At 66.4% G+C, this 15,384-nt stretch carries 16 protein-coding genes and 1 pseudogene; 13 read left to right on the forward strand and 4 right to left on the reverse strand.

From position 1 onward, the window contains the following. Nucleotides 1-92 precede the first annotated feature (92 nt). The 4 genes from BEMPMBAN_RS16610 to BEMPMBAN_RS16625 all read left to right on the forward strand — a co-directional run bounded on the left by BEMPMBAN_RS16610 (nucleotide 93) and on the right by BEMPMBAN_RS16625 (nucleotide 3,255). Nucleotides 93-623: a hemophore gene (locus tag BEMPMBAN_RS16610; protein ID WP_159231918.1), complete on the forward strand. Its 531-nt coding sequence runs from the start codon at nucleotides 93-95 to the stop codon at nucleotides 621-623. 135 nt (nucleotides 624-758) lie between these two features. Beyond that, nucleotides 759-1,142 (forward strand): heme-binding protein, encoded by a 384-nt coding sequence (locus BEMPMBAN_RS16615; RefSeq protein ID WP_159232129.1) that lies wholly within the window; start codon nucleotides 759-761, stop codon nucleotides 1,140-1,142. An 83-nt stretch (nucleotides 1,143-1,225) separates the two neighbouring features. Then, nucleotides 1,226-1,894: a response regulator transcription factor gene (locus tag BEMPMBAN_RS16620; RefSeq protein ID WP_200846011.1), complete on the forward strand. Its 669-nt coding sequence runs from the start codon at nucleotides 1,226-1,228 to the stop codon at nucleotides 1,892-1,894. A gap of 5 nt (nucleotides 1,895-1,899) precedes the next feature. Next, nucleotides 1,900-3,255 (forward strand): HAMP domain-containing sensor histidine kinase, encoded by a 1,356-nt coding sequence (locus tag BEMPMBAN_RS16625; RefSeq protein WP_234897514.1) that lies wholly within the window; start codon nucleotides 1,900-1,902, stop codon nucleotides 3,253-3,255. On the opposite strand, the gene BEMPMBAN_RS32960 is transcribed toward BEMPMBAN_RS16625, so the two are convergent. From BEMPMBAN_RS32960 to BEMPMBAN_RS16640, 4 genes and pseudogenes are all read right to left on the reverse strand, one after another. Continuing rightward, on the reverse strand, nucleotides 3,244-3,372 hold the full coding sequence (locus tag BEMPMBAN_RS32960) for a hypothetical protein (protein ID WP_272952241.1): 129 nt from the start codon (nucleotides 3,370-3,372) through the stop codon (nucleotides 3,244-3,246). The two genes, BEMPMBAN_RS16625 and BEMPMBAN_RS32960, sit on opposite strands and share 12 nt — an antisense overlap. Then, complete coding sequence (locus tag BEMPMBAN_RS16630) at nucleotides 3,372-3,746, reverse strand: DUF3054 domain-containing protein (RefSeq protein ID WP_159231924.1); 375 nt, start codon at nucleotides 3,744-3,746, stop codon at nucleotides 3,372-3,374. The genes BEMPMBAN_RS32960 and BEMPMBAN_RS16630 overlap by 1 nt, the downstream gene beginning before the upstream one ends. Then, a pseudogene (locus BEMPMBAN_RS16635) lies at nucleotides 3,733-4,167 on the reverse strand (M23 family metallopeptidase); the annotation flags it as partial. The gene BEMPMBAN_RS16630 and the pseudogene BEMPMBAN_RS16635, both read right to left, overlap by 14 nt. Before the next feature lie 45 nt (nucleotides 4,168-4,212). Then, nucleotides 4,213-5,391, reverse strand: coding sequence for a lysylphosphatidylglycerol synthase transmembrane domain-containing protein (locus tag BEMPMBAN_RS16640; RefSeq protein WP_159231928.1), 1,179 nt, complete (start codon nucleotides 5,389-5,391; stop codon nucleotides 4,213-4,215). Nucleotides 5,392-5,468: 77 nt separating this feature from the next. Between BEMPMBAN_RS16640 and BEMPMBAN_RS16645 the strand changes: the two genes are divergently transcribed. The 9 genes from BEMPMBAN_RS16645 (at nucleotide 5,469) to BEMPMBAN_RS16685 (ending at nucleotide 15,384) form a co-directional block, all read left to right on the forward strand. Further along, nucleotides 5,469-6,635, forward strand: coding sequence for an AI-2E family transporter (locus BEMPMBAN_RS16645; protein ID WP_159231930.1), 1,167 nt, complete (start codon nucleotides 5,469-5,471; stop codon nucleotides 6,633-6,635). A 93-nt stretch (nucleotides 6,636-6,728) separates the two neighbouring features. Beyond that, nucleotides 6,729-8,042: an alkaline phosphatase gene (locus BEMPMBAN_RS16650; protein ID WP_234897515.1), complete on the forward strand. Its 1,314-nt coding sequence runs from the start codon at nucleotides 6,729-6,731 to the stop codon at nucleotides 8,040-8,042. Between the two features lie 90 nt (nucleotides 8,043-8,132). Further along, nucleotides 8,133-9,275, forward strand: coding sequence for an ABC transporter ATP-binding protein (locus BEMPMBAN_RS16655; protein WP_159231932.1), 1,143 nt, complete (start codon nucleotides 8,133-8,135; stop codon nucleotides 9,273-9,275). Further along, on the forward strand, nucleotides 9,272-10,009 hold the full coding sequence (locus tag BEMPMBAN_RS16660; protein WP_159231934.1) for a CpsB/CapC family capsule biosynthesis tyrosine phosphatase: 738 nt from the start codon (nucleotides 9,272-9,274) through the stop codon (nucleotides 10,007-10,009). Before BEMPMBAN_RS16655 ends, BEMPMBAN_RS16660 begins: the two co-directional genes overlap by 4 nt. Continuing rightward, on the forward strand, nucleotides 10,006-11,085 hold the full coding sequence (locus BEMPMBAN_RS16665; RefSeq protein WP_159231936.1) for an ABC transporter substrate-binding protein: 1,080 nt from the start codon (nucleotides 10,006-10,008) through the stop codon (nucleotides 11,083-11,085). Before BEMPMBAN_RS16660 ends, BEMPMBAN_RS16665 begins: the two co-directional genes overlap by 4 nt. Continuing rightward, the gene (locus BEMPMBAN_RS16670; protein WP_159231938.1) at nucleotides 11,082-11,939 is read left to right on the forward strand and encodes an ABC transporter permease; all 858 of its coding nucleotides are present in this window, start codon (nucleotides 11,082-11,084) and stop codon (nucleotides 11,937-11,939) included. Before BEMPMBAN_RS16665 ends, BEMPMBAN_RS16670 begins: the two co-directional genes overlap by 4 nt. Continuing rightward, on the forward strand, nucleotides 11,936-12,832 hold the full coding sequence (locus BEMPMBAN_RS16675; RefSeq protein ID WP_159231940.1) for an ABC transporter permease: 897 nt from the start codon (nucleotides 11,936-11,938) through the stop codon (nucleotides 12,830-12,832). The genes BEMPMBAN_RS16670 and BEMPMBAN_RS16675 overlap by 4 nt, the downstream gene beginning before the upstream one ends. Nucleotides 12,833-12,835: 3 nt before the next feature. After that, entirely contained in the window at nucleotides 12,836-14,185 is a 1,350-nt protein-coding gene (locus tag BEMPMBAN_RS16680) for a class-III pyridoxal-phosphate-dependent aminotransferase (RefSeq protein WP_159231942.1), read from the forward strand. Next, nucleotides 14,182-15,384 (forward strand): aminotransferase class I/II-fold pyridoxal phosphate-dependent enzyme, encoded by a 1,203-nt coding sequence (locus tag BEMPMBAN_RS16685; RefSeq protein ID WP_159231944.1) that lies wholly within the window; start codon nucleotides 14,182-14,184, stop codon nucleotides 15,382-15,384. Before BEMPMBAN_RS16680 ends, BEMPMBAN_RS16685 begins: the two co-directional genes overlap by 4 nt.

The raw sequence follows: 15,384 nt of genomic DNA on the forward strand, positions 1-15,384 counted from the left end.
TGCGGAGTAGTTTCGGCGTCGGGGATTCTTTGCTACTGACCGCAGTGGGTTTGCGGGCCAGTGGGGCGTACGCAAACTGTTAGGAGTTCGTCATGAATTCGTCCACGGAAATCACCTCGCGCGCCGGGCGCCTCCGGTTTCGCGCCGCATTCGCGGCGGCGGCGGTCGGCGTCGGGATCGTCGCACTCACCGGCCCCGCTGCCCCCTCGGTGCTGGCCGCGCCGGATCCGTGCAGGGCCAGCGAGGTCGCCAAGACCGTGGCGATGGTGGCCACCCACACCGGCAATTACCTCGAGGCCAACCCCGAGGCGAACGAGGCGCTGACGACGATCTCGCAGCAGCAGGGCGGACCGCAGTCAGTCGTCGCGCTCAAGGCCTACTTCGACGCCAATCCGAAAGTCGCCGGGGACATGCAGCGGCTGCAGCAACCACTGGTCTCGCTGTCGGGCCGCTGCGATCTCCCGGTCACCGTCCCGCAGGTGCTGGGCCTGATGCAGGCGGCCCAGCAGCCCGTCGCCGCACCGTCGGGAAGCCTGCCGGCCGCGCAGAACGTGGGCGTGGATTCGGCACCGGCGCCGGCCCCGCGCGCGCCGGCGGCCGTACAGGGCGCGTCCACGCGGTGAGATGAGTTTTGGGACTTTCTCACGATTGGTTAACCGCTAGGCAAGAAACCCGGCCTCGGTTCTGCTTAGCTTCCTAGGATGGTCCTGACCGGCGACCACCACCGGTTCCGGTCCACCTCTGATGAAGGAGCCTTCATGTTGTTCTCGGCCACCACGGTCCGTCGTGCGGTCGCTGGCGCGCTGGGCGGCGGCGCGCTCGCCGGCGCAGTGGCGTTCGGTCTGCTCGGAGCCGCACCGATGGCGTCGGCGCAGCCTCTCCCGCCGAACTGCACCGCAGCTGACTTCTCGGGTACCGCCGCGGGTGTGTCGGCGGCATCGTCTGCCTACCTGTTCACCCACCCTGAGGTGAACGCGTTCTTCACCGATCTTCACGGCGATCCGCGGGAGGACATCCACGGCGAGGTGGAGGCCTACCTGGCCGCGAACCCGCAGGTGCACGCCGAGCTGACCGAGATCCGGCGACCGCTGGTGGATCTGAAGAACCGTTGCGGCGTCGTCGTTTCGCCTGACGCCTACTGAGGCTGGTGCGCGACAGGGTGGCGACCACGCCCGCACGCGGGGGAGAGTTGTCCATCCAGGACGGGGCCGGTCGGACGGTGCTGATGGTCGACGACGATCCGGACGTACGGACGTCGGTCGCCCGCGGGCTACGGCACTCCGGGTTCGATGTCCGGGTTGCGGCGAACGGTAAGGAAGCGCTCCGGCTGCTCTCCAGCGAGTCGCACGACGCGCTGGTGCTCGACGTTCAGATGCCGGAGCTCGACGGCGTCGCCGTGGTGACGGCACTGCGCGCGCTGGGCAACGACATACCGATCTGCGTGCTGTCCGCCCGGGACACCGTCAACGACCGCATCGCCGGGCTCGAGGCCGGCGCCGACGATTACCTGACCAAGCCGTTCGATCTGGGCGAGTTGGTCGCCCGGCTGCACGCGTTGTTGCGCCGGGCCCATCACTCCGACCCGACGTCGGACACGATGACGGTCGGTTCGCTGACCATCGACACGGCCCGCAGGTTGGTGTTCGTGGCCGGCGAGCGGGTCGAGCTCACCAAGCGTGAGTTCGATCTGCTCGCGGCGCTCGCCGAGAACGCGGGTGTGGTGCTGAGCCGGCAGCGACTGCTGGAGCTGGTGTGGGGCTACGACTTCGACGTCGACACCAATGTCGCCGACGTCTTCGTCTCCTATCTGCGGCGCAAACTGGAGCGCGACGGCCTGCCGCGAGTGATCCACACGGTGCGCGGGATCGGCTACGTGCTGCGGGAAGAACCGTAGGTTTGGTGACCGACAAGTCGCCGAGACTCCCGAGGTTTCTCCGCTCGGCTTCGCTGCGCACCAGGGTCGCCATCGCGTCGGCCGCAGCGGCCGCAGCGGTGGTCGCGGTGTTCACCATCCTCACGTCGCTGGTACTGGCGAACAACGATGCGGTGCAGCTGGATCGGCGCCTCGACGCGATCGTCGACGCCAGCGTGTTCCCCGAGCAGTTGACGGATCCACGCCGCGGGGTGCTGCAGACCGGGCGGTCGCGGTCGTCCGGCCAGGTGGTGTTCCAGCGGGGCTTCCAGTTGCCACCGCTGCCGCCGGGGACCGAGAACGTCGTGGTCAACGGTGTGGAATATCGGGTGCGGACCGTCCCGGTGGACCAGGCCGGTGGTGTGCTGATGTCGATCGGCATCCGGGCCGACAGTGTCCTGCTGAACCGCGCCCGGGTGCCGAGCTACATCGCGGTGGGGGTGGTGACCGTGCTCATCGCCGCCGGGCTGGGGTGGTTGCTGGCCGGTCCGGCGATCCGACCGTTGCGCAAGCTGACCGAACACACCAAACAGCTGGGCAAAGGCGCCGACGAGATGCCGGCGGTGCACGGCGTGCGGGAGGCCGAGGATCTCTCCGAGGCGATGAGCGCGATGCTCAGCCGGCTGGCGGCGGCGCAACGTGCCACCACGAACTCCCTGCAGGCCGCGCAGGATTTCGCCGCCAACGCCGCACACGAGCTGCGCACCCCGCTGACCGCGATGCGCGCCGACCTGGACACCCTGCGCATTCACGACCTGCCCGAGGAGGAGCGCGACGAGGTGGTCGCTGACCTTTCCCGGGCGCAGCGCCGGGTGGAGGGCATCATCACTGCGCTCGGCCAGCTCGCTTCCGGACAGTTGGCCCAGGCCGAGGATCGCGAGGTGATCGACGTGACCGACATGCTGGACCGGGTGGCGCGAGAGAACATGCGGGTGAGCCGCGATGTCCAGATCGACATGGATGTCGCCGACGATCTGGGGACCGTCTGGGGCTGGCCGGGAGGGTTGCGGCTGGCCGTCGACAACCTGGTGCGCAACGCCATCACCCACGGCGACGCCACCCGGATCCTGCTTGCCGCACACCGCGATGACACGGTGATGACCATCGTGGTCGACGACAACGGGCGTGGGCTGCCCGCCGAAGAGCATCAGTCGGTGCTGGGCCGCTTCTCCCGCGGAAGCAACGCCGCGCCCGGCGGCTCCGGACTGGGCCTGGCCCTGGTCGCCCAGCAGGCGACGCTGCACGGAGGCACGATCGAACTCTGCGACGGGCCCCTCGGCGGACTGAGGGCCACGTTCACGATGCTGATATCCCCTGAGCAATACCAGGATTCAGAGGAGTAGTTCGCTGCGGCGGCGGGTCAGCGGCTTCCGTCGACGCAGGATCAGGAAGACGACGGCCACCAGCAGGTAGGCGATCACGATGCTGGGTGATCCGGAGTCGACGAGCCAACCGAGCATCACCTCGCCCAGGCACGGGCCGCTAGCCGCCACCCCAGCAGCAGCGCCGCGGTCGTCACCGAGGCGACCACAATGAAGCTGACGGCGGTGCCCTGGGAGGTGGCTTTGCGCAACAGCATCCCGACCACCACGGTGCACACCCAGACGACGACGCCGGTGGGGGCAAGGGCGGTCGGGCGCTGCCAGCCGCGCGAGAGCGCCCAGCCCACAGCGGTACCGGTGAGGAAGGGCCACGCTGTCTCGGCGATGCCGCTGACGGTCAGCCCCTCGGCGTGGCTGCGTCGTCCGATCGTGCAGAACACCACGACACACACCACGTCGGCGGCAAGCGCCCCCAGCGTGGTCCGCGCCGTCGGACGATCACCCTTGCGCATAGGTCATCACGTCGTAAACCATTGGGCTGGTGTTATTTTCGCTACGAGGCGCGAATCCGGCCTGGAGTTCGGCGGGTTGACCGTCCAGGAGCGTGTCCAGTGCGTCGGGAGTGCCGGTGAGCCGCGAGTCCAGCTGGAACGACGACGGCACAAGCGGCAGACCGTCTGATCGAAGCGGATCGGGTGAGTTCATCACGTGGAAATGCAGGTGGGGTGCATCCGAGTTGCCGCTGTTGCCCAACGAACCGATCACCCGGCCGGCGGTCACCTGGTCGCCGGGTTTGACCTGCACCGTCCCGGTCTGGAGGTGGGCGCAGAACGCGTAGTTGCCGTCACCGAGATCCTGCACGACGTGGTTGCCGCCGTACTGCTCGAGGGTCAGGTCGCTGGGTGCTGTTCCGGGGATCTGCTCGGGCAAGCCGACGGCGAAGCTCAGGCGAAACCGCATGTGGTCCAATCGCTTTCGTTACGTGCCGGACTCGAACGGGGCCGATTCGGCACCCGGTGGATGCGGGGCTTCCGGGTCGGGGCTGAATTGGGCTGCCTTCGCGGTCTCCGTGCCCGCCACCGGGACGACCGTCGGTTGGGTGTCGGGGTCGATGTCCTTTTCGGTACGGAACATGAAGAAGAAGATCACCCAGCCGATCACGGCGATGAAGATCCAGCTGATCAACCGGTAGACCAGCATCGCGGATATCGCTGCGGCAAGAGGCATCCCGCTGGACACCAGCCCCGGGACCAACACCGCCTCGACCACCAGCAACCCGCCCGGCATCAACGGGATGGCGCCGACCGCCCGGGCGGCCGCGTAGGCGACGATCACGCCCGCGATCGAGGGGTGACCGCCGGTGGCGTAGCAGGCGAACAACAGACATGCCACGTCGGCGACCCAATTGAACAACGACCAGCTGAACGCGACGCTGAGATCGCGGCGGCCCAACTGCACCGACTCGAGCTGACCGAGGATCCCCCGCCACTTCGACAACCCGGTGCCTGCGGGCTTGCCCCGCACCGAGTTGAACCACGACAGCACCCGCGCGCCGATGCCGTCGATCAACTCGGGACGGGTGGCCACCGCCTGGGCCAGCAGGATCAACGCGACGAAACCGCCGAGCGAGAAGATCAGCGACAGCGGATTCTTGCTCGCACCCAGCATGAACGCACCGGCGAGGCCGAGTAGAGCGAGGCCGATGACCTGCAGGGCGCCGGACATCACCAGCTGCCAGGACGCCACGACGGGGGAGGCGCCCCACATCCGCTGCTGACGGTAGATGAACGTCGCCGACAGCACCGGCCCGCCGGGCATGGTGGTGGACAACGCATTTCCGGCATAGAACGCTGCCTCGGAGCGCCATTGCCGCACATGAACGCCCGCCGAGGCCAGCAGCGTGCGCTGGATCTGGGCGAAGCTGTGCATCGATGCCATCGCCGCAACCACGGCGGCCAGCACCCACCACCAGTTCGCCGAGTAGAGGCTCTGCCATGCCTTGGCGAGCTGATCGCGCACCAGGGCCAGTTCGACGGTCAACACGATGAGCGCAACCGCGAGGACCGCCCACCGCAGCCACCAGTACTTACCGCGGGCGGGTCGCTCCTGGCCGGTGACTCCCGGTGGGGTGTCGCCGGCGGCAACCTCGTGTGACACGCAGTACAGGGTAAGCGGTGGCGGGGTCGAATTCGCAGATCCGAGGACTAAACGTGCGGGGCCGTTACGCTACCGGAATGTCAGCCCGCGGCTTGCGCCCAGCCTCCCTGGATGCGTTGGCTGACGAGTCGGTCAGCCCACTGGTGCGCAAGGCCGCCGCCTGGTCGTGGCGGCTGTTGGTGCTACTCGCCGCCATCGTGGCCTTGTTGTGGATCTTCTTCCGGCTGGAGATCCTGTTCGTGCCGGTGATGCTGGCTACGATCCTGGCGGCGCTGCTGATGCCCGTGGTCGATTTCCTGGACAAGCGCGGCGCTCCGCGCAGCGGTGCGGTGGCCTTGGTCCTGCTGAGCGGTATCGCGTTGTTCGGTGGCTTGCTGGCGTTCGTGGTCAACCAGTTCATCGAGGGGGCGCCGGCGCTGGCGGATCAGGTGACGGCCAGCATCGAAGGCGTCGGCACCTGGCTCACCGACGGACCGCTGGACGTCAGCCCGGCGCAGATCAACGAGGCGCGGGACGCGGCGATCGAGGCGCTGCAGAGCAATCAGGAGAAGCTGACCAGCGGAGCGCTGTCCACGGCGGGCACCCTGACCGAGATCCTGACCGGCGCGCTGCTGGTGTTGTTCACGCTGATCTTTCTGCTGCACGGCGGCCGGAACATCTTCGGGTTCGTCACGCTGGCCTTCCCGGCCGACGTGCGGGACCGGGTGCGCGACGCCGGGCGTGCCGGTTTCCGGTCGCTGATCGGCTACGTGCGCGCGACGTTCCTGGTGGCCCTCGTCGACGCGCTCGGTATCGGCGTGGGTCTGGCGATCATGGGGGTGCCGCTGGCGCTGCCGCTAGCGTCGCTGGTGTTTATGGGTGCGTTCGTGCCGCTCGTTGGTGCCGTCGTCACCGGGTTCCTGGCGGTCATCGTCGCGCTGATCGCCAAGGGCTGGATCTATGCGCTCATCACGCTCGGGTTGATCATCGCGGTGCAACAACTCGAGGGCCACGTACTGCAGCCGCTCGTGATGGGCCGCGCGGTCTCCATCCACCCGCTGGCGATCGTGCTGGCGATCGCGGGGGGAGCGGTGCTCGCGGGAATCGTCGGCGCGCTGCTCGCCGTGCCGGTGCTGGCGTTCCTCAACAGCTCGATCCGGGTACTGGTCGCCGACGACCCGGCCGCCGAAGAAGCGGCGCTGGAAGCTGAGGCGGGCCCGGTCGTGCAGGCCGAGGCCGACGACGTCGAGGAGCCGGAAGGCTAGACCGACTCCGAGCTTCTTCCGTTCACCGAGGCGTGAGTAGATTGTAAACAATTTATCATTGACACCCACTGGTCAGCTGGGTAGCGTTCCGGCGTGACTTCGATTCAGCGACTGTCCGCGGTCGGGGCTGCACTCGTGATCGGCGCCTCGGCGCTCACCGCGTGCAGCAGCCCGGCGGACCAGAGTCTGCCCGCCAACCCCAGCGTGATCATTCTCAGCGGAGACGGTATGGGTCCGCAGCAACGCACGGCGATCCAGTACTACATGTACGGGCTGGACGAGCGGCAGCCGATGGATGCATTGCCGTATTCCGGCTTCCTGGACACGATCCCGGGCGATCCGGAGTATGCGGTGACGGATTCGGCCGCCGGGGCCACGGCCTGGGCGATCGGACAGCGGGTCCCCAACGGCACCACCGGGCTGGGCCCGGATGGGGAGTCGGTCCCCACGTTGATGGACATCGCCAGAGAGCGCGGTATGGCCACGGGTCTGGTCAACGACCACGACGTCACCAACGCGACACTGGCCGCGTTCGGGTCGCCGGTGCCCGATCGCGACCTGAAAGTCGACATCGCCACGGGCTATCTCGACAACGGGATCGATGTGTTGTTCGGCGGTGGGGAGAAGTACTGGTACCCGGAAGGTGAGCCGGGAATGATCCCCGACGAGGGGGAGGACGACGTCAGCGAGGGCGACCAGAACCTGGTGGCCCGGGCCGAGACCGAGGGCTACCAGTACGCCTACGACCAAACCACGTTCGACGCCTTGAGTGGCCCCAAAGCGCTCGCCCTGGTGCAGGACAGCGCCAAGCGGCGGTCAACAGAGATCGAGGGTTACGACTACAACAGTGACCCCCACTATGTGGCGCCGGAGAAGCTGGTGTCCAAAGCCCTCGACATCCTCGGCGAGAACGACAACGGCTTCTTCCTGGTCATCGAAAGTGACGATCTGGACTCCGATGCCCACGAACACGATGCACAGAACATGATGTTGGCCGGCGAGTCGATCAACGAGATGGTCAAGGTCATCACCGAATACCAGAAGGACCATCCGGAGGTCCTGTTGATCGTGACCGCCGATCACGAGACCGGTGGAATGACGATCGAGAACGTCCTCGACGACGGCGAGCCCGAACCCAACAGTGATCAGGTCGCTGACGACCCGGTGCCCTACTGGGCAGAGACGCCGGAGAACATGCCATTGCCCGGTGGCGGGGTCCCCAAGCGCAGCGGTCCGTTCACCATCAAAGGCACCGATCGTCAGTTCAAGGTCGACTGGACCACCCCCGAGCACACCGGGACGATGGTGCCGGTGACCGCGGCCGGCCCACTGGCCGAACGCTTCTCCGGTGTTCACCCCAATACCTACGTATTCGATGTGGTGAACGAACTCTGGGGCAGCAACTGATGCTCTTCGCTGAGGTTGCATGCAGTGCATCTGTCAGAGCGGTGTACCGCACTTCCCACAGCCTCCTGCGCAGGAACGGAAGAGGTCCATGTGAGTGAACTGGCCACCCTCCCGACGGCGACGCCGTCGGCGCGCAGCGGAAGCTCCATCACCTTCGACAACGTCAGCAAGTCCTACGGAGAAGGCTTGCACGCCGTCGAGCATGTCGACTTCAAAGTCGAAGCGGGAGAGTTCTTCTCACTGCTAGGACCCAGCGGCTGCGGCAAGACCACCACGCTGAGAATGGTCGCCGGATTCGAACGACCCTCTGCCGGACGGGTGCTGTTGGGCGACGAGGACATCACGACCACCAAACCAGCCCGCCGGCCGGTCAACCTGGTGTTCCAGGACTACGCGCTGTTCCCGCACATGACCGTCGGCGACAACGTGGCGTTCGGCCTGAAGGTCAAGGGTCTGGCTCGCCGCGAGGTCTCCGAGCGGGTCACCGATGCACTGACGTCGATGCGGCTGACCGCTCTGGCCGACCGTCGGCCGGCTCAGCTCTCCGGAGGCCAGCGTCAACGGGTCGCACTGGCAAGGGCTTTGGTCAACCGGCCCAAAGCGTTGCTGCTCGACGAGCCCCTCGGCGCACTGGATCTCAAGCTGCGCCGCGAGATGCAGCTTGAGCTGGGCCGCCTGCACCGCAGTACCGGCACCACCTTCCTGTACGTCACGCACGATCAGGAGGAGGCGCTGACCCTCTCAGACCGGATCGCGGTGATGAACCAGGGCCGTATCGACCAGCTGGCCGATCCACGTTCGCTCTATGAGCGGCCGTCCAGTGTCTTCGTCGCGGGGTTCATCGGTACCTCGAATCTGCTTGTTCTGCAACAACCTCAGCGTGTCGGTGAGTACCACGTGAGCGTACTGGGAGACGGTGACCGACTGGTGGCGCCCACATCAGTGCATCAAGGGCAATTGCAGGTGACGGTGCGGCCCGAACGGATCTACCTGCATCCCACCGAGGATGCCGCGGTGGCCGAGCACCACAGCACCGTACGCGGCGTGGTGGCCGAGATCGTCTACGTCGGGTCTACCACCCACGTCACCGTGGATCTGCCCACCGGCGAGCATCTGGAGGTCCACGAACTCAGCAATGACAGTGACCTCAAAGCCATCACCCGCGGGTCGAAGGTGCGGCTGTCGTGGGGACCGGACTGCACCCATGTCATCGGTCCCGTGGCAGCCCCGTGACCGACGCGCCGATCGCAACCGGATGGGTGGACTGTCACGCCCATCTACTGGCCGGTGTCGACGACGGACCGCAGACCGCGGACGAAAGCCTTACGATGCTCGCCGACGCCGCCGCCGGCGGCACCCGGACCCTTTTCATCACTTCACATCTCGACGAGCGTTACCCGTGGAGCGCGCAGCGTGACGACGATCTGAGCCGAGCCTTCGACAGGCTGCTGGAGCTCGGCGCCACGGTGCCGCGATGCCCTGCGCTGAGGATGGGCTACGAACTGGCGCCGCGCCCGGGGACGGTGGAGTTCCGGGCCGACCCGGCGCGATGGCGCCTGCCCGGCACCGACGTCGTCCTGGTGGACGGACCCGACGACATACCCATGGAGCACGACACCGGCATTCTCGACTACGTCGACCGCGTGCTGGCTGCCGGATTGCGGCCCGTGGTCGCGCATCCGGAGCGCCGTGCGTTCCTGTTCCCCGGCGACCGGGCGTTCGCGGACGCCCTGAAGACAAAAGGTGCGCTGCTGCAGGTCGATTCCGGTGCATTGCTGGGGTTCGACGGGCCTGCTGTCGAAGCCGAGGCGCACCGTCTGCTCGACGAGGGCCTGGTGGACCTCGTTGCCTCGGATGCACATGAGCCAGGTGAGGGAGACCTGCGACCGGTCCACCGTCATCTGCGCCAACGCATCGGAGATCGCTGCGAAAGCCTGTTCACGGGAACCCATCTGGAGGAAAGATGACACAACATCCCCTGTTCCGACGCTGCACACGGGCGGTCGCCTGTGCGTCGGGCGCACTACTGGTCCTGACCGCTTGCGGTGGCGGCGATGGCGAGAACACCGCGACGGCAGGTGAACTACGCACGTTCACCTACGAAGACACCATCGACCCCGGGATCATCGGGCCCTTCACGAGCGAGAACCCCGATCTCGAGCTCAAGACAGCCACCTTCGACAGCGTCGACGAGGGGGCGGCCAAGCTCAACGCCGGCTTCAGCACCGACGTCGTCGAGGTTTGCCTGGACGAGGCCAAGCCACTGCACCAGGACCAACTACTGGCCCCGATCGACACGTCGAGACTGACCAACTGGGAGTCCTTGGACCCCACCTTCCGTGAGGCTAACGGGGTGGTCATCGATGGTGACGTCACGATGGTGATCGCATCGGCCGGCCCGCACGGCATGCTCTATGACAACAACGCCATCCCCGGCGGCATCGACAGCTATACAGCGCTCTTCGATCCGGCCTACCGCGGCAAGGTGGCACTGGACAACGGTTGGCTGACCGCGCTCGCGGATGCCGCGCTGGCATCGGGGATCACCGACCCACTCGAGATGACCGATGATCAGATCGAGCAGATGAAGGACAAGATCCGGGCCGCGATGGCCGACGGACAGTTCCGCACCCTTGCCGAGGGGGACTCCGACATGTCCAATCTGTTCAAGTCCGGTGAGGTCATCCTGGCCGACGGTGGCCGCGGGACCGCCGAGATGATCAACGCCAACGGAGGCAACGTGACCTGGGTCGCGCCCAAGGAAGGCACGTTGTCGTGGATGTGCGGGCTCGGCATCAGTGCCGACGCCGCAAACGTCGACGCCGCCTACGCATTCCTCGATTACTACATCTCGCCGAGGGCGCAGGGTGCCATCGGCGATCTCGGTTACGTGATCACCAATCCGAAAGGGCTTCCCGAGGTCTCTGCAGAATTCCAGAAGACCGCGAACCCGTCCGACCTGGAGGGCACCATCCCGCAGTTCGAACCCGACAACGCCGACGTGTGGCGTTCCGCGTGGCAGGAGATCGAGGCCGGGGCGTGACCCTGTCCACGGGCTCGGGGACCAATCGCACGGGCGCTGTGCTGGCCACAGCGCTCGTGGCGGTGGTGATGGTGATCCTCGTCGGGCCCATCGTCCTGCTCGCGGTCTTCTCGTTCAACGACTCGACCATCATCGCGTTGCCGTTCGAGGGCTTCACGTGGAGGTGGTACATCGAGGCCTTCACCGATCCCGATGTAGCTGGCTCGTTACGAAATTCGACAGTGCTTGCCGCGGTCATCTCACCGGTGTGCGTGGTGCTCGGGACGGCGACGGCATGGGCCATCACCCGTTTCCGATTTCCCACCCGCGGACTGTGGACAGCCCTGGCCGGCGCACCACTGGTGATCCCGTGGCTCGTCATGGGTGTCAGCGGGCTGTTGTTCTTCGCCTCGCTGGGCGTTGAGTTGTCACTGTTGACTGTCGGTGCCATGCACATCGCGGTGACGTTCCCGTTGGTGACCGCGCTGGTATCGGCGCAGTTGGTGCGCTTCCAACGGTCGCAGGAGGAGGCTGCCGTCGACCTCGGCGCCTCGCAGTGGCAACTCATGACCAAGGTGGTGCTCCCGCAGTTGGCGCCCACCTTGGGTGCCGCGCTCATCTTCTCCTTCGCCTGGTCGTTCAACAACTTCGAGATCAGCTTCTTCACCGGTGGCTATGAACAGACCTTTCCGGTCTGGGTGTACTCGGTGCTGCGTCGCTCGGACAATCTGCCGATCGTGAACGCCGTCTCGACGGCGGTCTCGCTGGTGCAGGTGGCTGTCGTGTACGGCATGTGGCTGGCTCTGCAAGCCGTCAACCGACGCCGCGGGTCCGAAGGTTCGCTCACCGACATGGTGGCGGGAGGCCTGCGGTGACGGCCGTGCACGAGATCGCGACCGCAGTTGAAGCCGGCACCAAGAGACGACGCAGGACCTGGCTGCCGTTCGGCTACCTTTCCGTCCCGATGACCGTGCTGGTGCTACTGGTTTTCGTGCCGACAATCATCCTGTTCTTGATCAGCCTCGGCATGAAAGTGGGCCGCGGGCAGAATGTGTGGTCGCTGGACGCCTACGCCAGCATCCTCACCGACCCGCTCTACCACAAGGTGGCTCTCACGACCGTCTTCATCGCCACCTGCGCGATGATCGTGCAACTTGTCATCGGCGTGCCGCTTGCCTACGTGATGGCGTTCAAATCCGGTCGATTAGAGGTCCCGCTACTACTGGGCTTGGTGTTGCTCGACCAGCTCAACCCGGTGATCCGAGTGTACGCATGGCGGATGTTGTTGGGCCGCAACGGAATCATCAACGGGTTCCTACAGGCCATCGGTGTCATCAACAACCCGATCGACTGGTTGCTGTTCAACGAGGTGACAGTTGTCATCGTGCTCTCCACCAGCTGGATCACCTACACGGTGATACCGCTGTACGCGGCGATGAAAGCAATCGACACCAGGCTTTTTCAGGCTGCAGCCGACCTGGGCGCCGGGTGGTTGGTGATGACCCGGCGGATCCTGCTGCCGCTGGCCGCGCCCGGGATCTTCATGGCCGTGCTGCTGGTCTACATTCCACTGTTCACCGACTTCGCCACCCCCACACTGGTGGGCGGCACCAGCGGCTACATGCTGGGCCAGGCCGTCAATGACCTGATTCTCGAACAAGGCGACCTCGCTCGCGGTGCAGCACTGAGCAATCTGATGCTGCTGGCCGCAGGTGTGGTGGCCGCCATCGCATTCCGACTCGCCAAGATCAACAAACTGGAGGCTTGAATTATGACACTGCTCCCGCCGGTGCCCACCGCAGCGCCCGGTCCACGAAGCGCCGAACTGCTGGCGGGGTACGACAAGATCTTCTACCCCGGGTTGATCGGTGAGGGCTATCCGTTTGTGGCGCGATCCCGTTCAGGCTGGACGGTCACCGATGTCGATGGCCAGGTCTTCGTCGACCTGGTGAGTTCGTCGGCCTCGGTACCGATGGGCGCCGGTCGGGCCGAGATCGTCGAGCCCGCCGCGGCGGCCCTGCGAAGCTTCGGGAACGAGGACAGTCACGCGGTGTTCCACGAATGGATGCTGCCACTGGCCCAGCGAGTTCTCAGCCTGGCTCCAGAAGGGCTCACCCGGGTGGACATCTCGCTCAACGGCACCGAATCCGTGGAGACCGCTGTGCGGGTGATGCGCCGGGCCACCGGGCGGCCGGTGATCATCGGCTTCTTCGGCGCCTACCACGGTGAAACCACCACCACGGCGTCACTGGGTGCTGAACAACACGAGATCGGCCGTGAATTACGCGGGCTGGCGAGCGGATTCGTCCATGTACCGTACCCGAATGCCTACCGGAACCCCTTCGGTGAACCCCGCCGCGGCGGCACCGGTGATCCGTGGGTGGACTACCTGCGCGACCATGTGCTCTTCCACCTGGTTGATCCATCAGAGGTGGCGGGAGTGATCATCGAACCGATCCTCGGTTCCGGCGGGGTGATCTCGCCGCCCGACACGTTCTGGCCTGCGCTCACCGAACTGTGCCGGGAATACGGCTGGCTGTTCTGCCTCGACGAGGTGAAGACCGGGTTCGGCCGCACCGGAGAGGTGTTCGCCGCCGATCTGTGGGGTTTGCAGCCGGATCTGATGTGTCTGGGCAAGGCGATGGGCGGCGGTGTCATGCCCATCGGGGCACTGCTGGGAACCGAACGTGCGCTTGGTGGCTTCGGCGACCTGTCCACCGGCAGCACCTGGTCGTGGCTGCCCGCCGCCTGCGCGGCGTCGCTGGCCTATCTGGATTTACTGGAGCGTGAGGATGTGCTGTCGAATGTGCGTGCGCTACATCAGGTGGCGGTGGATCTGCTGGTACCACTGGTGGACACGATCACTGCGGTAGGCGACGTCCGGGTGCAGGGCGGTTTCGTCGGTATCGAGTTCGTCAAAGACAAAGCCACCAAGGAACGTGATCTCGATCTGCAGGACGCGGTGGCCGAAGGATGTATCAAGCGCGGGGTTCTGGTGGTGGCCAGTACCACCAGCCTCAACATCCAGCCGTCGTTGGTGATGCCGCCCGATGCGTACGCTGAGGCGCTCGGGCGGGTGCTGGAGGCCGTCCAGGAGGCTGTCGACGAAGCGACCCGATGAACGAAGGCTTGATCGCAACCAGTGCGGCCGCGCTGAAGGCCATGGCCGACAACGGAACCCTGAAAGTTCCCCCGGTGCTGGACGCGCCGCAGGGCCCGCTGAGCCGGGTGCGCGGCCAAGACGTTCTGGTCGCGTGCTCCAACGACTATCTGGGGTTGGCGGCAGATCCGCGGGTGATCGCGGCGACTGTCGACGGGCTCCAGCGTTACGGTGCCGGCACCGCGTCGGTCCGGTTCATCTGCGGCACCTTCACCCCGCACCTGGAACTGGAGGCTGACCTCGCGGATCTGGTGGGCGCGGAGGCGGCGCTCACCTTCGTCTCGTGCTGGGACGCCAACGCCGCGGCCATCACCACGCTGGCCGACGCGAACACCGTCGTACTGTCAGACGCGTTGAACCATGCCTCGATCATCGACGCCGTCCGGGGATCGCGGGCCGGACGCAAGGTGGTGTACCCGCACGTCGACCTGACAGTCCTCGACGAAGCACTGTCCGGGTTGGGGGAGTGGAACCGGCGCATCGTGGTCACCGACGGCGTATTCAGCATGGAAGGTGATGTCGCGCCGCTGCCGGACCTGATCGAACTGTGCCGCCGCCACAACGCCATCCTGCTGGTGGACGACTCGCACGGTATCGGAGTGATGGGTGCCGAGGGCCGCGGCACCCCGTCGGCACAGGGGGTTCTCGGTGACATCGACGTTCTCACCGGGACTTTGGGTAAGGCGCTCGGGGGTGCTGCGGGCGGGTATGTGGCCGCGCCGGCTGAGGTGGTAGAGCTGCTGTCGCAGGTGGCGCGCCCGTCGCTGTTCTCCAACGCACTGCCGGTGCCCACTGCATGCGGCGCCCGGGAGGCGGTGCGAATTCTGCGGGCCGAGCCCCAGCGCGTGGCGCGGCTGCAGCAGCTGGCGTCCGATCTGCGGGGAGGATTGCGTGAGGCGGGGCTGAGCCCGCTGCCCGGCGACACCGCGATAGTGCCGATCATCGTCGGTGAGACGGCTCGCGCGGGGCAGATGAGCCGCGAATTGCGCGAGCAGCACCGTGTGCTCGTCACAGGCTTCGGCCATCCCGTCGTGCCCGAGGGCACCGCCCGGTTACGTCTGCAAGCCAACGCGGCGATGTCCGAGGCGAACGTGGCGCAGCTGATCTCCGCCCTTGAAGCCGTCGACGCAACCGCGTCCACCGGCTCGGTGCGCCGTTGA

The organism is Mycolicibacterium austroafricanum (assembly GCF_902705885.1).
Taxonomy (GTDB): domain Bacteria; phylum Actinomycetota; class Actinomycetes; order Mycobacteriales; family Mycobacteriaceae; genus Mycobacterium; species Mycobacterium vanbaalenii_A.